Source organism: Aurantimonas sp. E1-2-R+4, from assembly GCF_036549515.1.
GTDB classification, from domain to species: Bacteria; Pseudomonadota; Alphaproteobacteria; order Rhizobiales; family Rhizobiaceae; genus Aurantimonas; species Aurantimonas coralicida_A.
The window spans coordinates 17949-38000 of sequence record NZ_JAZHLK010000034.1 but is presented as its reverse complement, the minus strand read 5'-3'; the positions used below and the strand labels follow the sequence as shown (position 1 = coordinate 38000).

The 20052-nt window shown below is 64.0% G+C and carries 21 protein-coding genes; 5 read left to right on the top strand and 16 right to left on the bottom strand.

The genetic code is table 11. The features are described 5' to 3' along the window. Positions 1-508 precede the first annotated feature (508 nt). From VQ045_RS15315 to VQ045_RS15295, 5 genes are all read right to left on the bottom strand, one after another. The gene (locus VQ045_RS15315) at positions 509-757 is read right to left on the bottom strand and encodes a hypothetical protein (RefSeq protein WP_331830706.1); all 249 of its coding nucleotides are present in this window, start codon (positions 755-757) and stop codon (positions 509-511) included. Between the two features lie 28 nt (positions 758-785). After that, positions 786-2321, bottom strand: a complete 1536-nt coding sequence (locus tag VQ045_RS15310; RefSeq protein ID WP_331830705.1) for a DNA-methyltransferase — start codon at positions 2319-2321, stop codon at positions 786-788. Continuing rightward, complete coding sequence (locus VQ045_RS15305) at positions 2318-2590, bottom strand: helix-turn-helix transcriptional regulator (RefSeq protein ID WP_331830704.1); 273 nt, start codon at positions 2588-2590, stop codon at positions 2318-2320. Before VQ045_RS15305 ends, VQ045_RS15310 begins: the two co-directional genes overlap by 4 nt. Before the next feature lie 95 nt (positions 2591-2685). Next, complete coding sequence (locus tag VQ045_RS15300) at positions 2686-3054, bottom strand: hypothetical protein (protein WP_331830703.1); 369 nt, start codon at positions 3052-3054, stop codon at positions 2686-2688. After that, positions 3054-4235 (bottom strand): tyrosine-type recombinase/integrase, encoded by a 1182-nt coding sequence (locus VQ045_RS15295; protein WP_331830702.1) that lies wholly within the window; start codon positions 4233-4235, stop codon positions 3054-3056. Before VQ045_RS15295 ends, VQ045_RS15300 begins: the two co-directional genes overlap by 1 nt. Before the next feature lie 304 nt (positions 4236-4539). Here VQ045_RS15295 and VQ045_RS15290 point away from each other — a divergent pair, with 304 nt between their 5' ends. Beyond that, positions 4540-6000 carry a cryptochrome/photolyase family protein gene (locus VQ045_RS15290; RefSeq protein WP_331830701.1) on the top strand — a complete coding sequence of 487 codons (1461 nt, stop codon included), beginning with the start codon at positions 4540-4542 and terminating at the stop codon, positions 5998-6000. Positions 6001-6125: 125 nt separating this feature from the next. Here the strand turns inward: VQ045_RS15290 and VQ045_RS15285 are convergent, their stop codons facing one another. The 8 genes from VQ045_RS15285 to VQ045_RS15250 all read right to left on the bottom strand — a co-directional run bounded on the left by VQ045_RS15285 (position 6126) and on the right by VQ045_RS15250 (position 12669). Further along, positions 6126-6296 (bottom strand): hypothetical protein, encoded by a 171-nt coding sequence (locus VQ045_RS15285; protein WP_331830700.1) that lies wholly within the window; start codon positions 6294-6296, stop codon positions 6126-6128. After that, entirely contained in the window at positions 6293-7645 is a 1353-nt protein-coding gene (locus VQ045_RS15280) for an amidase (protein ID WP_331830699.1), read from the bottom strand. The genes VQ045_RS15285 and VQ045_RS15280 overlap by 4 nt, the downstream gene beginning before the upstream one ends. Next, positions 7635-9053 carry a TRAP transporter large permease gene (locus tag VQ045_RS15275; RefSeq protein WP_331830698.1) on the bottom strand — a complete coding sequence of 473 codons (1419 nt, stop codon included), beginning with the start codon at positions 9051-9053 and terminating at the stop codon, positions 7635-7637. Before VQ045_RS15275 ends, VQ045_RS15280 begins: the two co-directional genes overlap by 11 nt. After that, positions 9050-9634 carry a TRAP transporter small permease subunit gene (locus tag VQ045_RS15270; protein ID WP_327645824.1) on the bottom strand — a complete coding sequence of 195 codons (585 nt, stop codon included), beginning with the start codon at positions 9632-9634 and terminating at the stop codon, positions 9050-9052. The genes VQ045_RS15275 and VQ045_RS15270 overlap by 4 nt, the downstream gene beginning before the upstream one ends. Positions 9635-9708: 74 nt before the next feature. Then, the gene (locus VQ045_RS15265) at positions 9709-10839 is read right to left on the bottom strand and encodes a TRAP transporter substrate-binding protein (protein WP_442873054.1); all 1131 of its coding nucleotides are present in this window, start codon (positions 10837-10839) and stop codon (positions 9709-9711) included. A 610-nt stretch (positions 10840-11449) separates the two neighbouring features. Beyond that, complete coding sequence (locus VQ045_RS15260; RefSeq protein WP_327645825.1) at positions 11450-11578, bottom strand: hypothetical protein; 129 nt, start codon at positions 11576-11578, stop codon at positions 11450-11452. Between the two features lie 91 nt (positions 11579-11669). Next, positions 11670-11969 (bottom strand): hypothetical protein, encoded by a 300-nt coding sequence (locus VQ045_RS15255; RefSeq protein ID WP_331830697.1) that lies wholly within the window; start codon positions 11967-11969, stop codon positions 11670-11672. A gap of 148 nt (positions 11970-12117) precedes the next feature. Beyond that, positions 12118-12669 (bottom strand): DUF7282 domain-containing protein, encoded by a 552-nt coding sequence (locus VQ045_RS15250; protein ID WP_331830696.1) that lies wholly within the window; start codon positions 12667-12669, stop codon positions 12118-12120. A gap of 242 nt (positions 12670-12911) precedes the next feature. On the opposite strand from VQ045_RS15250, the gene VQ045_RS15245 reads away from it, so the two are divergent. The 3 genes from VQ045_RS15245 (at position 12912) to VQ045_RS15235 (ending at position 14697) form a co-directional block, all read left to right on the top strand. Continuing rightward, the gene (locus VQ045_RS15245; protein WP_327622947.1) at positions 12912-13340 is read left to right on the top strand and encodes a GlcG/HbpS family heme-binding protein; all 429 of its coding nucleotides are present in this window, start codon (positions 12912-12914) and stop codon (positions 13338-13340) included. 201 nt (positions 13341-13541) lie between these two features. Beyond that, on the top strand, positions 13542-14162 hold the full coding sequence (gene msrA / locus VQ045_RS15240; RefSeq protein ID WP_442873051.1) for a peptide-methionine (S)-S-oxide reductase MsrA: 621 nt from the start codon (positions 13542-13544) through the stop codon (positions 14160-14162). 76 nt (positions 14163-14238) lie between these two features. After that, the gene (locus VQ045_RS15235; RefSeq protein ID WP_331830695.1) at positions 14239-14697 is read left to right on the top strand and encodes a DUF302 domain-containing protein; all 459 of its coding nucleotides are present in this window, start codon (positions 14239-14241) and stop codon (positions 14695-14697) included. A 12-nt stretch (positions 14698-14709) separates the two neighbouring features. On the opposite strand, the gene VQ045_RS15230 is transcribed toward VQ045_RS15235, so the two are convergent. Continuing rightward, the gene (locus VQ045_RS15230) at positions 14710-15384 is read right to left on the bottom strand and encodes an SDR family oxidoreductase (RefSeq protein ID WP_331830694.1); all 675 of its coding nucleotides are present in this window, start codon (positions 15382-15384) and stop codon (positions 14710-14712) included. 261 nt (positions 15385-15645) lie between these two features. Here VQ045_RS15230 and dps point away from each other — a divergent pair, with 261 nt between their 5' ends. Beyond that, complete coding sequence (gene dps / locus VQ045_RS15225) at positions 15646-16146, top strand: DNA starvation/stationary phase protection protein Dps (RefSeq protein WP_331830693.1); 501 nt, start codon at positions 15646-15648, stop codon at positions 16144-16146. Positions 16147-16511: 365 nt separating this feature from the next. On the opposite strand, the gene fsa is transcribed toward dps, so the two are convergent. Both fsa and VQ045_RS15215 read right to left on the bottom strand, forming a co-directional pair. Continuing rightward, positions 16512-17165: a fructose-6-phosphate aldolase gene (fsa, locus tag VQ045_RS15220; protein WP_331830692.1), complete on the bottom strand. Its 654-nt coding sequence runs from the start codon at positions 17163-17165 to the stop codon at positions 16512-16514. A gap of 326 nt (positions 17166-17491) precedes the next feature. Beyond that, positions 17492-19762, bottom strand: coding sequence for a beta strand repeat-containing protein (locus VQ045_RS15215; protein ID WP_331830691.1), 2271 nt, complete (start codon positions 19760-19762; stop codon positions 17492-17494). Positions 19763-20052: the final 290 nt, after the last annotated feature.

The window sequence follows — 20052 nt, the reverse complement described above, 5'->3', positions numbered from 1 at the left end:
GTTCGGCCGCGCCAGGATGTCCGGCACCCTATAGAGGATCGGGTCGCCACGCCCGAAGAACCAGCCGCCCCTGCCGTCCGGCTGACGCTGGATGAAGGTCTTTTCCTTCTCGGGGTGCTCGTATCGAAGCACTTGGAACGCAATGTCACCGGCCGCGTCGGTGTAATCATATGCCGTCGCTAGGGTGTAGCCATCATGGATCAGATGTCGGTCGTTGAATCGCTTCTTTGCCGCCGGCGACGCCTTCGGTTTCAACCGGATGACTGGTGCCGTTTCGCGGTCGCCGCCAGGGGCGAAGTCGGGCTCACCGCATTGGCGCAGGATCCAATCCTTCATCTCGATAGGATCTTCGCCGCTGAAGCAGTTCACCAATATTCCGCGAGGCGCGGCCGGATCGACGGTAATCGAGAGCTCCGGCGCGCCATTCCTGTGGCCCGGCGCGTGCGCGAGAACCTTATTGCCGCTGACTCGGCCGCCGATGGCACGGGCTACGTGTTCCGGCGATATGTTATTGGCTGGCATGTGCTGCACGGCCCCCTTCGAGAGCCGCGTGCGCGGCCCGGCTGATCTGATCTGCGAGGTCCGGCGCAAACGTCGCGGCGTGCTTACCGAGGGCTTTTGGCGCGACGCTCCGCAGACGCCCGTCCGGTGTCCGGCGCAGGGCCATGTTGTAGAGTCGCAGGTTGCCGCCGAGCTCGAGGTCGAAGGTGGCGAGCACCTTCTCCCCGAACGTCGGGCGGACGTTCAGAATAAGCATGGTTGGTCCTTTGTGGTGGTGATGGCGGTTATGCGGCCGGCGCGACGGGCAGTAGTTCGGCCTGTCTATTATCGTTGTCGGCGAAGAGCGGGCCTTGACTGTGGGCCGTCTCGATGCGCTCACACGCAATGCGAAAGAACTCCGGATCGCGCTCTATTCCAATGAATGGACGGCCCATCGACGCGGCCACGACGCCGGTCGTGCCGGACCCGACGAACGGGTCCAAGATGACATCGCCGGGGTTGGTGAAGTCGAGTAGAAGCTGCCGGAGGAGCGGCACTGGTTTCTCGGTCGGATGCCTGCCGTCGCGCATCCGGCCGTTGGTGTTGAAGGTGTAGGTCCCGCGCTTCCCGCCTCCATTCCAGACGCTGCGCCCGCCGCCGCACCAGGCGAGCGCCATGGTCTCGAAATTGACCGCGGGTTTGTCGCCGGTGAACTGCGGGCTGCTATCCGGCTTCACCCAGATCGCCGGGCCGCGGTACTTCGCGCCCGAGGCCTCGATGGCTCCCTGCCATCGTCCGACTGCCTCCGACTGACAGAAGAACAGCGCCCAGCCCTTCGACAGGCGCGCGGCATGCTCTGTCACGAACGTGCGCAGCGGCTCTGTGATGGCGTCGAAGCCGAGCTCGGAGCGCCGCCCTGACGCGACATCGGCATGGGTGCGGATCTGCTTCTTGTGTGCCCGTGCCTCGTATGGAGGGTCCGTCAAGATATGCCCGACCGGATAGAGCGTCGGCAGCACGTCTCTGCAGTCGCCGCAGAAGACGATGGCGTTGCCGATTTTCTCGCTCCGGAACGGCTGCGGAATCCAGATGCTCGGCGCGGGCAATGGTGGGCGGCCTTCGCGCAGTGCATCCATGTCACGCACAAGCGGGACGACACGCTCGCCGCTCTCATATTGGCTTTGCGGGATGTCGCCGCTGTCGAATATGTCGCGGGCACGGCTCAACGCATTTGCAGGCAGGTGCTCGACCAGGAGCGCAGCCAGTTCAGCACAGGCTTCGGCGGAGGCACGGCGCTTCGCCTCGTAGCGAAGGTGGGTTTCGTCCCTCTCTCGGGCGATGCGCTCCGCTCTCAATCGCCGGCTTTCCCGCGTCCTCTTGCTAAGGGCCGCCTCTTCGGCCGCAACGGCATCCGCCTTCTTTTTCTCCCGCGCGTCACGCAGCAGCTCGTCAACGATCCGGGGCGCCACGGACTCGCCTCGGGAGACTCGCTCTTCGACGGTCTGCCGGACCTCCTCTGGCGTACTCTTCGAAGCGAGCTTGAGGACAGCGGTTGGCTGCAAATGCGAAATCAGTTTCGCATTCTCGCCTGACCACTCGGCGGCGCGCATATACATCTGCGCCAGCCGGGGAGTGATCCCGCATTCGGCCTCGACCCATGCCGCGAATGTTCCGTGTGCGGTCGCCTCCTTCACGGCGGCGAGATCGCGGCCGGTCTCAATCATATCCTTGGTCTGCTGCGTAACCCGCTCCCTGATCCGCTCCGCTTGTTTGCGCAGGCGCCCGGCCAGATCGGGAGCGACGCTGCCGTAATCGAACGGGATGATCGCGAGGGCGCTCACGACGCCACCGCCTGATGGACAGAGTCATCGTTCGCGGGATCGACTGGCAGTTTTCTCCGGCGCCCTGCGATTGCTTCGTCTATGCGCTGCTGTAACCAGGCATAGACATCGGAGCGCACGAACGCGACCCGCTTTTCGCCCAACTTGACATCGACCGGGAAATCACCCGAAACGCGAAACTTGTTAATAGCCGTGCGCGAAAGCGATGTTAGGGAACACACATCATTCAATGAAATTAGACGCGGGGCGTGGTTATCGTCGGTATGCATTGCTTCACCCTTTCTTGCTGGTGGAGCAACTTGTAAGCTTTTGCGACCTCCGTGTAACCGAAGTTAATTGGCAATCAGGTTCGGAAGCATCGTAATCATTCGATATTTCCGGTGTCTTTGGCGAATGCCAATGCGTCGTCAACCGTACGCGTGGAGCGGCCAAACCGTTCAGCCAATTCAAGTCGCGCCTCTGCAGCCCCCATTCCAGCGTCCCGCAGCGCATCGTAGGCTTCCGAAATATCCAGCCAGTCATTTGGAAAACCCTTTTTCGGGCCACGTTTGCTAGTCGAAGTCTGCGGGGAAAGCATCTTAGCAGCAATCTTTTGAAGCGGGATGCTCGCGGTACCCGCTTCCAGTTCCCTTACAACAATAGCAAGTGCTTCTGACCTGCGTGCTACTCCCTGGTGCATTTTATAATGCACCTCGTTGGCAATAGGGCAAACCAAATCCTTCAGGTTCGCCATCAGGCGGTCCCCTCGCAAAAGTTCGCCCATGCATCCATCAGAGCTCGCCTCTTCTCCAGGGCGTCGCCTCGCGAATATGCGCGCTCCACAACGTCGCCAACCGAGTGAGCCAGGGCAGCTTCAGCGACCTCGCGCTGGAACGTGGTTTCCTCTCCTACCCAGCTACGAAAGCTGGACCGGAACCCATGGGTTGTGAATTCGCTTGCGTCGTATGTCTTCAGCGTCTTCGCGAACGCCATGTCGGATAGCTGCGCGCCAGCTTTCGCGCTTGGGAAGACGAACTCGGATATCCGATTTGCCGCCATGTCGCGGACAATCTGCGCGGCGCGAGGCGATAACGGCACCCGGTGTGGCTTGGCACCCTTCATACGTTCGGCCGGAATCGTCCAAACCATCCGATCAAGATCCATCTCAGACCACCGGGCACCCCTGCCCTCGCCGCTCCGCACAGCGGTCAGGATGATAAGCTCTAGGGCACGCGCCGCGATACCACGAGCACCCCTTATTTTCGAAATGAAGCCCGGCAACTCGGTGTAGGGCATCGCCGCAAAGTGAGTGCGTTTGAAACTCTCTGGCGGTGGCAGGATTTGGTCTAGGTGCCCCCGCCATTGTGCCGGGTTCTCGCCCGTTCGCCAGCCGTTCGCCTTGGCGTGGTCGAGGATCATCTTGATTCGTTCCCGCACCTTAGTTGCCGTCTCGGTCTTCGTTTCCCAAATAGGTCGCAGGCATCGAATGATGTCAGGCGTTTCGATTTGGTCGACGCGCAGTTTGCGTATCGGCTTCGCATATTTGGTAAGGGCAAGCCGCCAACTGTTTTCGGTGCGGGCTCCCTTCCAGCGAACTGCCATGGCATTCACATAGTCATCGGCGACAGCACCGAAGAGCGGCACCTTCGCTGCCCTGCTCTGCCGTTCGCCCATCTCTGTAAATGGATCGCCACCTCGGCCGAGTATCTCACGGATCTCGTCGGCCTTCATTCGCGCGGCAGCCAGTCCGACCTTCGCCGTCCCACTATCGAGTGCCCCAAGGCCCATCTCGCGGCGCCTGCCGTTGCGGCGATAGATAAAGACCCAGCTGCGATTGCCCGACCGATTCCGATGAAGCCACAGCCCGTCGCCATCGCTCAATTTCCCATCGACCGAGGCTTTGATCTTCGTTGTGGTCAATAAGTTGCGTGCCATCTGATCCTACCGCCGCCCCTACCCGAAGGTGGTTGCTACAGCCGACCATATAGCCATGAGTGCCCGACTAAACCACCGGAAATGTTAGGAGCAAGGCACATTAGGTTGCGATAAAAGCAGCAAAAACAAGGGATTGTATTTTGCTCGGGGAGCCAGTTTTCAAGAAGGTCGCCGGTGTCGCACCGGCGACCTTCTTTTTTCGGCGTCGTCTGATCCGTCGGCCTCTTGCGATTTCGTCGCATCCGCCTCGCCGCGAGGCCATGCCGCGCCAGCTATCGGCCATCGGCAACGATGGGACGCCTGCATGAACGACAACAGCTCGAAAGCCCACAGCGATCCGATCGTCGTCTGGATGCGCGACGATCTGCGCCTCGACGACAATCCGGCGCTCGCCGCGGCGGCCGACACCGGTCGGCCCGTGGTGCCGCTCTATGTGCTCGACGAGACATCGGACGGCATCCGCGCGCTCGGTGGCGCTCACCAATGGTGGCTGCATCACAGCCTGGACGCTCTCGCTCGCAGTCTGCGCGGCAAGGGCACCGAGCTGACGCTCCGGCGCGGCGCGGCAAAGGGTGAGCTCCTCGACATCATCGCGGCGGTCGGCGCAACAGCGCTTTATTTCAACCGTCGCTACGACCCGGCCGGACGCGCTGTCGACGACAGGATCGCGGAGGCTTTGGGCGCGGCGTTCGATGTCCGCCGCTTCACCGCCAACATCCTGCACGAGCCGGACGAGGTCCAGACGACCACCGGCGGCTATTACAAGGTCTATACGCCGTTCTGGAAGAAGCTCTCGGCATCCGAGCCACGCGATCCGATCGACGCGCCGGCCGGTTTCAAGCAACCGGAGGATTTTCCGCGATCGGACAATCTCGCCGACTGGGCGCTTCTGCCGACGAAGCCAGACTGGTCGGGGGACATCGCCGAGGCATGGACGCCCGGCGAGAAAGCCGCGCTGGAACGCCTGGAGACGTTCTGCAACGATGATCTCGCCGGCTATCATGAAGCGCGCGACAATCCCTCCGCGGATCGCACATCCGGTCTGTCGCCGCATCTTCGCTGGGGCGAAATCTCGCCCTACCGAATCTGGCACACGGTCCAGACCTATGCGTCACGCCGCCAATCGATCCCGGACGATGCGATCCGCACGTTCAAGAAGGAGTTGGTCTGGCGCGACTTCAATGCCCACCTGCTCCATCACTGCGACAACCTCACCACGACGAACATCAACAAGCGCTTCGATGCGTTCCCGTGGCGACGTTCGGACGCGGATCTACGGGCATGGCAACGGGGCCTGACGGGCTACCCCATCGTCGATGCCGGCATGCGCCAGCTCTGGCAGACGGGGTGGATGCACAACCGGGTGCGGATGATCGTCGGTTCGTTCCTGACCAAGGACCTCTTGCTCGACTGGCGCGACGGCGAGCGCTGGTTCTGGGATACGCTGGTCGACGGCGATGCGGCCTCGAACCCCGCGCAATGGCAGTGGGTGGCCGGCTCCGGCGCCGACGCGCAGCCGTTCTTCCGCGTCTTCAATCCCGTCACCCAGAGCGAGAAATTCGATCCCGCCGGCACCTATATCCGCCGGTTCGCGCCGGAACTCGCCGAACTGCCGGACAAGGCGATCCACGCGCCTTGGAACGCGTCCGACGAAACCCTCGCAAAGGCGGGAGTCCGGCTCGGAGAAACCTATCCGAGGCCGATCATCGACCACAAAGCGGCGCGCGAGCGCGCGCTGGCGGCCTATAGCGAGATACGAGGATAATTCGCAAATCCAGCCGAGACGGAAGCGGAGCACGGCAGGTTCCGGCACCGGGTCAGCCCGGTGCGATCTCGTAGAGTTACTCCGGGAATAAGGCCGTCTTCGGTCGGTGCTTCAAGCCCCGTGCTTCAGTCGCGCGCAGGCGTCTTGTGCCAGAACAGGTCGTAGGCGCAAAGCAGGATGGTCACCAAAAGCACCACACCCAGGTCGACGCGGGGAACGTAGACAATCAGCACTCCAAGGAAGAATACGAACAGCGCGAAAGCCACAACGCTCATCAAACGTTCGGTCAGGGTCATTCGGGCGTTCCTCCTTTGAGTATCGTCTGTTCCAGCCAACGCGCCGCGCGCAGCAAACGTGCATCTTCCCCCAGGCGTCCAACCAGTTGAACTCCCATCGGAAGGCCGTTCTCCGCCTCCAACAGCGGCAGCGTGATCGTCGGCAGCCCGGCGAATGTCCAGAGACGATTGAAAACCGGTGAGCCGACATTGTCGAGCCCTTCGGGCGCCGGTCCTGGCGCCGCAGGCGTCAGAATCGCGTCGCATCGGTCCAGAACCGCCATAATCCCGGCTCTGTAGACGCTCTGCCAGTCCTTCGCCGCGAGATAGTCGCGTGCCAGGATGGCCCCGCCGCGCTCCAATGTCTCGCGCAATGGCGCGCTGAGAAGCGCGCCGTGACGCTGACCGTAGCCGACGAGGCTGCGAGCCATTTCAGCCTCAAGGACGCGCGCGCAATGAACCTCGCATTCGGCGAAAATCGTCGGCAGCTCGGCCTCGAAGCAGCGCTCGGCGAGATGCTCGGCCAGTTCGCCGAGCGCGCCCTGCATATCGGCGCTCGCCTGATCCCAGAAGGGCGTGCGCACCAAGGCGAAGGTCGGCTTGACCGGCGGCGCGGAGCGCGCCGCGTCGAGAAGACGTGGATGCGGCGCATGCGATGTCGCGGGATCGGTGGCATCATATCCAAACAGCGCCTCGGCGAGCATCGCCGCGCCCTCGACATCAGCGGCGAATACGCCGGGCGTATCGAGACTGGGAGCAAGGGCTAGCGTGCCGCGTCGCGCTATCGAGCCGAAGCTCGGCTTGTAACCGACCGAACCGCAATAGGCGGCCGGGCCGATGACCGATCCGCCACCCTCGACGCCGACCGCGAGCGGCACCATGCCCGCAGCGACGGCCGCCGCCGAGCCGGACGAGGCGACGCCCGGCGTGTGTGCCTTGTTGACCGGGTTGCGCGTTCTCGGCGGATGGCGATAGCCGAGCTCGGCCGTCTCCGTCTTGCCGATCAGCAAGGCGCCGGCCGCGCGCAGCCGCTCCATGATGGCGGCGTCGGCTTCGGGTACGCGTTCCGCGTCGGCGGACGTGCCATTGCGGGTGGGGACGCGGGCCGTGTCGATCGTATCCGCGACGGCGACAGGCACGCCATGGAGAGGCCCCAGGGCCCGCCCCCTGCCCCGCCATTCGTCGAGGATCCTTGCCTGCCGGCGCACGAACTCGGCGTCGAACCACGCGAAAGCACCCACCGCCTCCTCGCGCTCCGCGATCCGCATGAGCGAAGCCTCCGCCAAGTCGGATGTGCGTAGCGCCCCGCTTGCCAGACGGCTTGCGAGTTCAGCAACCGGCAGCGCGAGCAGCCTTGGATCAATTGCCATAAATGGCGTCCGGCAGATAAAAGACGATCTGCGGGAAGATGTAGACGACCGCCATCGACAGGAAGACCATGAAGAGGAACGGCATGATGCCGGCGAAGATTTGCGTCAACTTCACCTCCGGCGGGGCGATCCCCTTCAGGTAATAGGCGCTCATCGCCATCGGAGGTGTGAGGAACGACGTCTGGAGGTTCAGCGCCACCAGGATGCCGAAGAAGAGCGGATCGATCCCGAACATTTCCAGCAGCGGCAGGAAAATCGGCACGAAGATGATGATGATCTCCGACCATTCGAGCGGCCAGCCGAGCAGGAAGATGATCAACTGCGCCAGCAGGAGGAACTCCAGCGGCGACAGATCCAACCCACGGACGAATTCCGAAATGACCGTCTCACCGCCAAGATAGGAAAAGACCGAGGAGAAGGTGTAGGAGCCGACGAAGAGCCAGCACACCATCGCGGTTGTACGGACCGTGAGATAGACCGACTCCCGCAGTCTCTGAAAGGTCAGGGCGCGGTAGGAAACGGCAAGCAGCAAGCCGCCGAGCGCACCGATGGCCGCGGCTTCCGTCGGGGTGGCAAGCCCGAACAGGATCGAGCCGAGGACGGAGAGAATCAGGACGGCCAGCGGCAGGAAGGACGTCACAATCATGACGATCAGCCGCAGGGCCGGAACGTGGGGAACTTCCTCGTCGGTTGGTTTCGGCGCCACCGAGGGCTGCACGATGGACCGGCCAACGACGTAGACGAGGTAGAGACCGACCAACAGGAAGCCGGGGAGCAACGCACCGGCATAGAGCCGGACGATCGAGGTGCCGGAGGCCGCCGCGTAGACGATCAGCATGATCGAGGGCGGGATCAGGATGCCGAGCGTTCCGCCGGCGCAGATGATGCCCGCGGCGAACGACGTGTCGTAGCGCGCCTTCAACATGGCCGGCAGCGCCAGCAGTCCCATCAACGTCACAACTGCGCCAACAATGCCGGTGGCCGTGGCAAACAGGGCGCAGGTGATCAGGGCGGCAACGCCGAGCGAGCCGGGAACATTCTTGGAGGCGATGTTCAGGGTGGTGAAGAGCCTCTCGACGATATTGGCCCGCTCGACGACATAGCCCATGAAGAGGAACAGCGGGACTGCGGTCAGAACCTCGTTGCTCATCACCGTGTAGGTCTGGTTGATGAAGAGGTCGAAGATGCGGTTGTTGAAGAACCCGTCCACCCAAAGGCTTAGACTGTCCCATGTGCCGGCGAGGTCATCGAGACGATTGAAGCTGCGCCACATACGGTCGGCGTCGAAATAAGCGTAGTAACCGAAGCCGATACCCATCGCCATCAGCGTGAAGGCGATCGGAAATCCGAGGAAGACTAGGAAAATGAACAGCCCCAGCATCGTGAGGGCGAGTTGGGGATCGGTCATGGATGGGCGTCGCTTTCGGCGGCAGTGGCTTTGTTCAGGATCGCGTCCTCGGTCTCCTGGACGTCCTCATGGGCGCGCATCCAATATCCGGTGCGAATGCACTGGATACAGCGGAAGATCTCGGCGATGCCCTGAATGAAGAGGAGGATACCGGCCGCGACCATGACCGCTTTGAACTGGAAGATCGGGATGCCGGCCGGGCTGTTCACACTGACCTCGCCGTAACCGACGGAGCGGGCCGCGTATTTCCAGCCGGTGACGATCAGCGCCGTGACCCCGGGAAAAAAGAAAATGAGATAGAGGACGAGGTCGACGGTCGCCTGCGTCTTCGGCTTCCAGAGCCGATAAAGGAAGTCGCCGCGCACATGGCCGCCCCGTGACAGCGTATAGGCTCCGCCCATCATGAACAGCGTTCCGTACATGATGAAGGAAACGTCGAACGCCCAGGGCGTCGGATCGTTCAGGACGTAGCGCACGAACACTTCGTAGCTCGTGCCGAACGTCATCAGGATGATCAGCCAGGCGAAGGCCTTGCCGAATGCTGCCGACAGTGAGTCCGCGAAGCGAATGAAAGCGACCATGGATTCCCGATCCGGTTACAGAAAGGCCCGGCGGAAATCGACCGCCGGGCATTGGATTGTTCTGTGCCGGGGTATCAGCTCGGCAGTTTGCCCGGGAAGAAGTGCTCGTACGCCAAGCGATAGTCCGGTGCGTTCAGGAGCTCGTAATAGGTCACCCGCTCGACCCAGGCGCGCTGGCTGTCGAGCACCTTCTTGATGAAGGGATCGGCCTCCAGATCAACGATCATGGTGCTCCAGGCTTCCAGTTCCGCCTGCAGGATTTCCTGCGGCGTCTGGCGCACGGTCACACCGCTCTCGTCCTGCAACTTCTGCAGATCGGAGGAATAATTGTCGAGCGCATAAGCCGTGTTGGCTGTCGATGCCGCCTCGACGCTATATTCCATGATCGCCCGCAGATCCTCGTCGAGATCGTCCATGAAGTCCTTGTTGAACAGGAATTCGAAGGCCTCACTCGCCTGATGGTAAGAACCGAGATAGTAGTTCTTTGCCACGTCCTGCGCGCCGAACCGCATGTCGGACGACGGATTGTTGAACTCGAACGCGTCGATCACGCCGCGCTCCATCGCCGGCACGATCTCGCCGCCCGGAAGCTGCGCGACGCTCATTCCCATGGACTGCATCAGATCGGCGGCAAGGCCGACGGTCCGGTACTTGAAGCCCTTGATATCGGCGACGCTGTTGACCGGCTCCTTGAACCAGCCAAACGGCTGGGCCGGCATCGGGAAGCCGAGCAGGCCGACGACGTTGAGTCCCATCGTGTCCTGGGTCAGCTCTCGATAAAGCTCGCGCCCGCCACCCTGATAGAACCACGACAGCATGGTGGTCGGATTGCCGCCGAACACCGGTCCGGTGCCGAACAGCGAAGCCGCCTTGTTCTTGCCGTACCAGTAAGCCGACACCGAATGCGCCGCGTCCAGCACGCCGTCATTGACCGCGTCCATCACCTGGAACGCCGCGACGACGGCGCCGGCGGGGAGAAGATCGATCTTGATCCGGCCGCCGGACATTGACTCGACGCGGTCGACATACTGCTTGGCCATGTCCATCCAGATGTCGGATGCCGGCCAGGACGTCTGCATCTTCACGACCAGCGGCGACTGGGCCAGTACGGCCGGCGTCGCGAGCGCGGTCGCCGCGGCTGCCGCTCCACCACCGATCACGCTCTTCTTCAGAAACGAGCGGCGGTTGACGGCCTTGGATTGAATATCTGTCACGTAATTCCTCCCTTAAAATTCGCGCCCGGTCTTGCGGAACCATGGTTCACACACAAGCCGATGCATTGTGGCAAACCGATCCCTCCCGGCGGCCTCGGCTACTATCATGGACGCACCCCTGCTTGGCAAGGAGCGACAGGGCGATCCGGATACGACTAAAGCCTCATGCGGCGCACCTGTTTGGCCCATACCAGCCCCGAAATGGATTCATTGCGGTCACAATCAGGCAACGTCGCCAAATTGGCGGATGAGGCGAGTCGGTGCTTACTCCGGTCGTCGTCCAGCGGTTTTGACGGCGCGCGGCGTGAGCGTCTTCGCGATATCGGCAGGGCGCATCGATAGCGATCCCCTGCCCCCGCAGCATGTCACCGCCGCCGCATCGAAGCCGTTATCGATGCGTTGCCTCATTTGCACCATGCAGCATCTTGCCCGCAATCGTTTCCGCTTGAATTGCGGGGTGGCGTTGATCGTCGCCCGCCCTCAGCGCGCGGCGGAAGGTCCGACTTGCCCACGCTGTTCTGCGAAGCATGTGAAGCCCACTTGGCAACTGACCAACCGCGCGGTTCTGGCGTCGCCAAGCTTACCGCGTGTGGCGTCCCGTCTAGCGCGGTACCGCGCCGTCCATCAGTTCGGCTTGGCGGCTCCAACTGGCGCTTTTCACGCCGTCCGGGGTCTGGGCGCAGGCGCTGAAGGTCAGGGCGAGGAGAAGAACCGCGGGGAGAAATTTCATCGGGCAGGCCTTTTTGCGTTGGCGGAGGCATCCTCCGCCGCCAAGCGGGCGATTGCGAGGCGACACCGCCGAAGCGGGCTGTCGGGGGTGATTACTCTGGCTCCTGCCCCGGAACCAGGCCGCCGGACGGCGTCGAGGCGATGATCGATGGCGTGACGCCGCCGATCAGCGGTAGGCCGGATGCCTTGCCGTAGGCGCTGCCGACGCCGTAGAGCCAGGGCACGCCACTGTTGCGGGTGCGCAGAACCATGCGCCCGTCCGGCAGACGCACCGGCACGGCGACGCGCTTCTCGCGGTTCGACAGGGCGACGCCGACGGTCTGCTGCGCCAGGACCGGCGCGGCGGGGAGCGCGAGCAGCGCGGCGAGAATGGCGGTGGAAAAACGGGACATCACGATCTCCTCGAGGGGGATGGAGCTCTTCGGGATAAACGCTGCGAACCCGGGGAATGGTTCCGCCGTGCGCCACGCGTCACTGCACGAAGAAAGCCGCCCCGCGCGAGGCGGGACGGCTTGTCGTCATTTGCTGGCGGGGACCGGCTTAGTTCGGCGTCTGGCCGGGGACCACGCCACCGGACGGGGTGGTAACTTCGTCGGTCTTGGCGCCCGGCTCGCCGCTCGTCGCGGTGCTGGCGCCGGACATGTTCGAATCCATCGCGCCGTCGGCCTTCATGCCGCCGTCCATCATCATCGTCGCCATGAACGGCATCACGACGGGCTTGCCTTCCATCATCGTCGGGGTGTCGACGTCGGTCGCGCCGTCGCCGAAATCATAGGTGTCGTTGCCGTTGGTCTCGTCGTGCAGCATCGCCATGTAGGCGCCGTCGGCGGCCAGTTCGACGTCCGTCTCGACCGTCACCGACTCGTTGTGACCGGGCTTGAGGGCGACGTGGCCGATCGAGCCCGGAACCACCGGCGCGCCGTCCTTGACCTCGTGAATGACCAGATAGCCGCCATTGTCGGCGCCGACGCTGGCGAAGGTGATGGCCTTGCCCTCGACCTTGACGTTGGCGGTGTCGATCATGTTGTCGGCAAAGGCGGTCGTTCCGAGCGCGAGAAGCGTGGCGGCAGTCGTCGTCAGAAGCTTGTTCATGGGGAGTCCTCCAAATTCGGGGATGGATCGCGAAGAAGCGTCGGCTGTGCGAAGCGTTCGCGATTCCAGCTAACAACGGGCCGTTCGGCGGGAGGTTGCGTCGAAACCCGCCGATCAAGTGGATGTGAGGGAAGTTCTGACAGCGGCGGGAATGTGCCCGGCGGCGGCTTTGTGCCGCCAGCCGGATCGGTTAAAGGCGGTGCCACATCAATACCCGCCAACCTCATACAACAAGGACGACCATGACCATCACCCTCGACAAGGCCCGCATTATCATCGCCGAGGCGCTCAAAACCGGTGCCGCGAACGGCTGCAAGCCACTGACCGTCGCCGTTCTCGATGCCGGCGGCGCGCTGGTCGCGCTGGAGCGCTCGGACGGGTCGTCGCGGATGCGCCCGGACATCGCCATCGGCAAGGCCAATGGCGCCATCGCGCTCGGCATCGGTTCGCGGGCGATCTTCAAGCGGGCCGAGGAGCAGCCCTCCTTCGTCCAGGCGATGAACGCTCTCGCCAAGGGCTCGCTGGTGCCGGTGCCGGGCGGCGTGCTGGTCAAGGGCCAGGGCGGCGCGATCCTCGGCGCTGTCGGCATCACCGGCGATACCTCGGACAATGACGAGATCGCCGCCATCGCCGGCATCGAGGCCGCCGGCTTCCAGGCCGACGGGGGCTAGGGGCCCCCGCCAGCGAGAGCGTAAGCCCGAAGCTTAAGGGCGGGGCAGACAACCGGGTCCCCGTTAGCGCCGAGCCTCGCGAGAAGCTGAGGTCGGGGCCGGTAACGGCTCACTTCACCGAAGCTTGTGTTGATCGGGCGCGCGTCGCCGGCCTTGATGGCGCGACGCATGCCCGTTCGGCAGAAGACTGAGGAGATGACGATGCGACGCAACCCATTCGCCCTGGCCACGCTGGCCGCCGGCGCGCTGATGGCGCTGACGCTGTCGCCCGGCCCGGTCGCGGCCCAGACGAGTGCGACGGCGATCTTCGCTGGCGGCTGCTTCTGGTGCGTGGAGAGCGACTTCGACCATGTGCAGGGTGTGCTCGACACGACGTCGGGCTATATCGGCGGAACCAACCAGAACCCGACCTATCAGAACCATCCCGGTCACGTCGAAGCGGTGAAGATCACCTACGACCCCGCCAAGGTGTCCTACGACCAGCTGCTCACGGTGTTCTGGCACTCGGTCGATCCGACCGACGCCGGCGGCCAGTTCTGCGATCGCGGCCATTCCTATACCACCGCGATCTTCGCCACCGACGCCGCCCAGGTCGAGACCGCGAAGGCGTCGAAGGCCGCGGTGAAACAGGACCTCGGCACAGTCGTGACGCCGATCAACACCGCCCCGACCTTCTGGCCGGCGGAGGGCTACCACCAGGATTATTACAAGAAGAACCCGCTGAAATATAAATACTACCGCTTCTCCTGCGGCCGCGACGCCACGATCCGCAAGGTCTGGGGCGACAAGGCCTTCGAGGGCATCAAGGATTCGATGAGCTGAGAGACGGCAGGGGCGGTGCGGAGGGAACCCGCCGCCCCGCCGACAGTTGGACTCGAAACCTCACACGGGAGAGATTATGACTTTCAAAGCCCTGGCGCCGCTGTTCGGCGCCGCGCTCATCCTGGCTCCTACCCTCGCCCATGCCGAGGACGACTGGGTCACCAAGCAATCGCCCAAATCCGTCGCCGATACGGTCGCGGCGCTGACGGCGGCGATCGAAAAGGCCGGCGCCAAGGTTGTCGCTACCCTCGACCATCAGGCCAATGCCCAATCGGCCGGCATGGAGCTGCCGGCGACGACGGTGGTCATCTTCGGCAACCCGAAGCTCGGCACGCCGCTGATGCAGGAGAGCCGCCGGATCGCGATCGACCTGCCGCAGAAGATGCTGGTCTGGGACGAGGACGGCCAGACCATGGTCGGCTATCTCGAGCCGGAGGAACTTGCCGAGCGCTACGGCATCGACGACGATGCCGAGCCTGTGGAGGCGATGGAAAAGGCGCTCGACAAGCTGTCGGACGCGGCAATCGCCAAGTAGCGCCGCCCACCCTCAGCGCATCAGCGGCTCGATCCAGATCTCGCCGGCCATGACGTTGTCCGGCTGCGACAGCGCATAGAGCACGGCCCCGGCAATATCGTCCGGGGTCAGTGCGTTCGGCTTGGGCTCGTCGAAGAACGGCGTGTCGACCATGCCGGGCTCGATCAGCGTCACCTTGACGCCCTTCTCGCGCATTTCCTCGCGCAGATTGTAGCCGTAGCCGGTTACCGCCCATTTGGTCGCGCCGTAAACAGAGCCCGGCAGCACCTTCCGGCCGGCTACCGAGCCGGTCAGCAGATAATGCCCCTTGGCCGCGACGACCGCCTCGTAGCTTGCCTTCACCGTGAACATCAGGCCGAGGACGTTGGTCAGCACCATCTCGCGCCAATTGTGGACGTCGCCGCCCGCGGTGCCGGTGCCCTTGGCGCCGAGCCCGGCATTGGCGAAGACCGCGTCGAGCGAACCGAAGCGGCCGAGAACGGCGGCGACCATCGCCTGCTGGGCAGCGAAATCCTGGACGTCGCAGGCGAGCGCCAGCGACTTGTCCTCGCCGAGTTCGGCGACCAGCCCTTCGAGCTTGTCTTTTGAGCGGGCGGCGAGCGCCACGCGGTAGCCGGCCTTGACGGCGCGACGGGCGGTGGCTGCGCCGATGCCGGTCGAGGCGCCGGTGATGAGCATGGTCTTCATGGAAATCTCCTTGATCGCAATTCAGGCGGGCGCCGGTACCGGGCGCGGTCGCACTGGAACCGCCATGTGGATCGCAACCCCATTCAGGAAAGCCCGGACTCCCATGCGCCGCGACGCGATGCCGTCCCGAATCGTCGCCGAAAACCCGTTTCGAACGGAACCGTTAGCCTTCAGGGCGATTATGCAGGCGACCGGTTTTGGCATCGGGGTTCGCCCACGCGGCCCGATGCGCCAACGCCACCCCACACGAAGGAGACGATCATGGCCAAGAACGGCAAAACCAAGCTGCACACGACCAAGAACCCGCTGTCGGAAAACATCCGCGGATCGATGGTCCAGCTTCTGCAGAAGCATCTCGGCTCGGCGGTAGATCTCACCTACCAGACGAAGCAGGCGCACTGGAACGTCAAGGGCATGAACTTCATCGCCGTGCACAAGCTTTTCGACGAGCTGCACGAGGTGACCGAGGCCTATGTCGACGACATCGCCGAGCGGCTGACCGGCATGGGCGGCCAGGCGCACGGCACGGTTCAGGCGGCGGTCGAGAACTCGGTGCTGGAGCCCTACCCGCTCGACTTGGTGAAATCGGAAGATCACCTGAAGCGACTCGCCGATTCCTACGCGCGCTGGAGCGACGAGGTACAGAAAGGCATCGAGGAGGCCTCGGAGGCCGGCGACGCGCTGACCGAGGATCTGTTGACCGAGGTTGGCCGCGGCCTCGACAAGTCGCTGTATTTCCTGGAGAGCCATTTCCAGGGGTAATACCAACCTGCGGTGATAGGAACCCATTCGACCGGCCATTCTCCGCACCTTGGCGCCGATGCGTGGCGAGGAGCGGGACGACGCGCGATGCGGCGCATCGGGCCAGGCCCGCGACGAATCCAGGCGCGGCGAGCGCCCGGCCTTCGGTGGGCTGGACGGGCTTGCCGGACGGCGTCGCACAGCTTGCCCGATGCGCCGCATCGACCCGCGCGGCGCTCCTGGCCGGACAAGCCCGTTCAGCGCCATCGAATAGGTCCCTATCGCCGCAGGTTGGTATAAGGCGTTCCCCGGCTCATATCCGGACAAGAAAAAAAGGCGGCCCAGTGGGTCGCCTTTTTCGTTGCAGCGATTGGTCCGCCCCGCCCTCAGGCGATGGTCTGGCCGGTCTTCTTCCAATCGGCGAGGAAGGCCTCAAGGCCCTTGTCGGTGAGCGGATGCTTGACCAGACCCTTGAGTGTTGCCGGCGGCACGGTGGCAACGTCAGCGCCGAGCAGCGCTGCTTCGCGGACGTGGTTCATGGTGCGCACCGAGGCCGCCAGGATCTCGGTATCGAAGCCGTAATTGTCGTAGATCCGGCGGATGTCGGCGATCAGCCCCATGCCGTCGATATTGATGTCGTCGAGCCGGCCGATGAAGGGCGAGATGAAGGTCGCGCCGGCCTTGGCCGCGAGCAGCGCCTGCACCGCCGAGAAGCACAAGGTGACGTTGACCAGGAAGCCCTCGCCGGTCAGCGCCTTGCAGGCCTTCAGGCCGGGCAGCGTCAGCGGCAGCTTGATGCAGACATTGTCGGCGATGGCGGCCAGAATCTTACCCTCGCGGATCATGGCGTCGGTTTCGACGGCGGTAACCTCGGCCGAGACCGGGCCGTCGACGGCGGCGCAGATCTCGGCGACCACCTCTTTCATCGGGCGGTTCGCCTTCATGATCAGCGACGGGTTGGTGGTCACGCCGTCGAGGAGACCCGTGTCGGCGAGTTCCTTGATCTCGGCGATATCGGCGGTGTCGACGAAGAATTTCATGGCGCCCTCGTTGGGTTCGGTTCGCAATCTGCCGCGTCTTTAGCAGGAATTGGCGGGCGGGCGCTATATGGGAAAGTGGTTGCCACGACGGCGACCGGCCGAAACCGACCGACCACAGGCGGCAAAAACAGGCGGCGGAAACCAGCTTCCGCGGCCGGACCGGCCGGTCTCGCTCGGCCGGTCATGGTAACCGGCCAAGGCGACATGCGCCGGATGCGAGACCCTCCTGAGGCAGCCTCTACAAATGGGCATCACATCCGCTGGGATCTGTTCCATCGCTCCGGCTCGCCGGAGTGCGGCGCCATGGAGGTCCCGCTTTCTCCGCCTCAGGCGAAGATGATGTCGTTCTCCAGGTCGCTGACATTGGCGACATTGGCGACGTCGAGCTGCGAGCCGTCGGTGAAGTCGAAGCGCACGCCGGTGCCGGTGTCGGTGGCGAAGGCGAGCGCATCGTTGGCGCTGGAAAAGCCGAAGCTGCGCAGGTCGATCCGGTCGGAATTGTCGACGAAATCGGCCAGCGTATCGGAGCCTGCGCCGGGGGTGAAGATGAACCAGTCGGCACCATCTCCTCCATAGATGATGTCGTTGAGGCCGCGGCCGTCGATGAAATCGACGCCGGCGCCGCCATGGATGGTATTGCTCCACCTGTCGCCATAGAGCGTGTCGGAAAAGCCGCTGCCGACGATGCTGTTGATCAGGTTGAAGGTATCGCCCTGTGCGTCGCCGCCGGTGCTGGCGTTGGTATTGGAAATGTCGACCCACACGGCCGTGCCGGAGGCGCTGTAATCGACGCTGTCCCAGCCGGCGCCGCCGTCGAGATGGTCAGCGCCGGCAGCGCCGATCAGCGTGTCCCGGCCGTCGCCGCCATTGAGGCTGTCATTGCCCGACCCGCCGTTGAGCGTGTCGTCGCCGCCAAGACCGTTGAGGGTGTTGTCGGTGCCGTCGCCGGTGATGCTGTCGGCGAACTCACTGCCATTGATGTTCTCGATCGAGACGAAGCCGTCGCCGGTCGCCTCGCCGGTGCCGGCGCCGCCGGCGAGCGACACGGTGACGCCTGCCGCCGCGAAGGCGTAGGAGGCGGTGTCGATGCCGGCGCCACCGTCGAGCAGGTCGCCGCCGGCGCCGCCGAACAGGAGGTCGTTATCGTCGCCGCCATAGAGCGTGTCGTCGCCGGCGAGGCCGTTGAGGGTGTCATTGCCGCCGAGGCCGTTGAGGATGTTGTCGGTGCCGTCGCCGGTGAGGCTGTCGGCGAACTCGCTGCCATTGATGTTCTCGATGGAGACGAAGCCGTCGCCGGTCGCCTCGCCGGTGCCGGCGCCGCCGTCGAGCGACACGGTGACGCCTTCAGCGGCGAAGGCGTAGGAGGCGGTGTCGATGCCGGCGCCGCCGTCGAGCAGGTCGCCGCCCTCGCCGCCGAACAAGACATCGTTGTCGTCGCCGCCATAGAGCGAGTCGTCGCCGGCGCGGCCATAGAGGAAGTCGGCGCCGCCGAGCCCATAGAGGACGTTGGTGCCGCCGTCGCCGGAGAGCTGGTCGAAGAACTGGCTGCCGACCAGCCCCTCGATGCCGCGATAGCTGTCGCCGGCGGCCTCGCCGGTGCCGGCGACGAGGCCGGACAGATCGGCGGTGACGCCGCTCCCCGCCTGGCTGTAAAAGGCAAAGTCGTAGCCGGCGCCACCGTGGAGTGCGTCGGCGCCGGAGCCGCCGTCGAGATTGTCGTTGCCGGCGCCGCCCTCCAGCAAATCGTCGCCGGTGTTGCCGTAGAAGTTTTCGTTGGCGATGCCGCCGATCAGCGTGTCGGTGCCGGCGCCGCCACTGACGATGCCGGTGACCCGGCCGGTGCCGGAGCCGTCATAGACGTCGTTGCCCTCGCCGAGCAGGATGTCGCCGTCGATCAGGCCGGTATTGACGACGCTGATGGCGCCCGAGGAGGTGCCGTCCATGCGACCGTCAAGCACGGCGATGCGGCGGCCGGTGAGATTGCTGGCCTCGGCGACGATCGTACCGGCATTCACCAGGCTATTTACAGAAGCGCTGCCGAAAAAACCGACGGCGGCTGACAAGTCGGCGGTATGGTCCGCATTTGAGCCGCCGCGGACATAGCCGCTGGCGCCGATGTCAATCGCATTTCCCGATCCGCCGTTGACATAAATGCCGTAATCATCGCTCGTCACGGTGCCGGTGATCGAGGCGCGGTTGTTCGCGTCTGCGAGATGTATTCCGTAGTTCGCCGCCGCTACGGTGCCGCTGACGGTGGCGACATTGTTCCCGCCGAGAAGAAAGACGCCAAAGGAGTCCGAAAAGATCGAGCCGGCGATGGTGACAGCACTGCCAGCGCCGGCTGCATAGACGCCGATGGTACCGGCGGCGATCGTACCAGTGGCGGCAAGGTTGAACACGTTGTCGCTGTAGAGACTTACGCCAATAGTGCCGCTGAGCAGGCCGGCGACGTGGATCGTCGCGTCGACGCTACCCGTGACAGTGATCGCAGTGTCGGTGCCGGGCGCCGTCACCGAGACGTCCTGAAGGAAGACATAGGTGTCGTTGGTGGTGATGTTGTAAGTCGCCGTCTGGTCGGTGCTGATGATCGTCGCCATGAAATTCTCCCAAAGTAAAGTCTAAGCCTTACATAGGGTAATCAGAAGCGCAACCGCGCGGCAGGAGACCCGCGCGGAACACGGACCGTCCGGCCGCTCGCGACACCACGGGCGACTGTCTTCCGATGCGGCAGTTGCATTTACCAATGACTTAGCGATGACGCCCGTCTGCCGGCCGAGCGGCCCTATTCCTGTGCTGTGCCGGACAGATGGAGGTCGCGCCGGGTTCGATCGTGCAGGTGCCGCTCGGCCGCCGGCAGGTCGCCGAAATCATACGGGACAGGGCGACC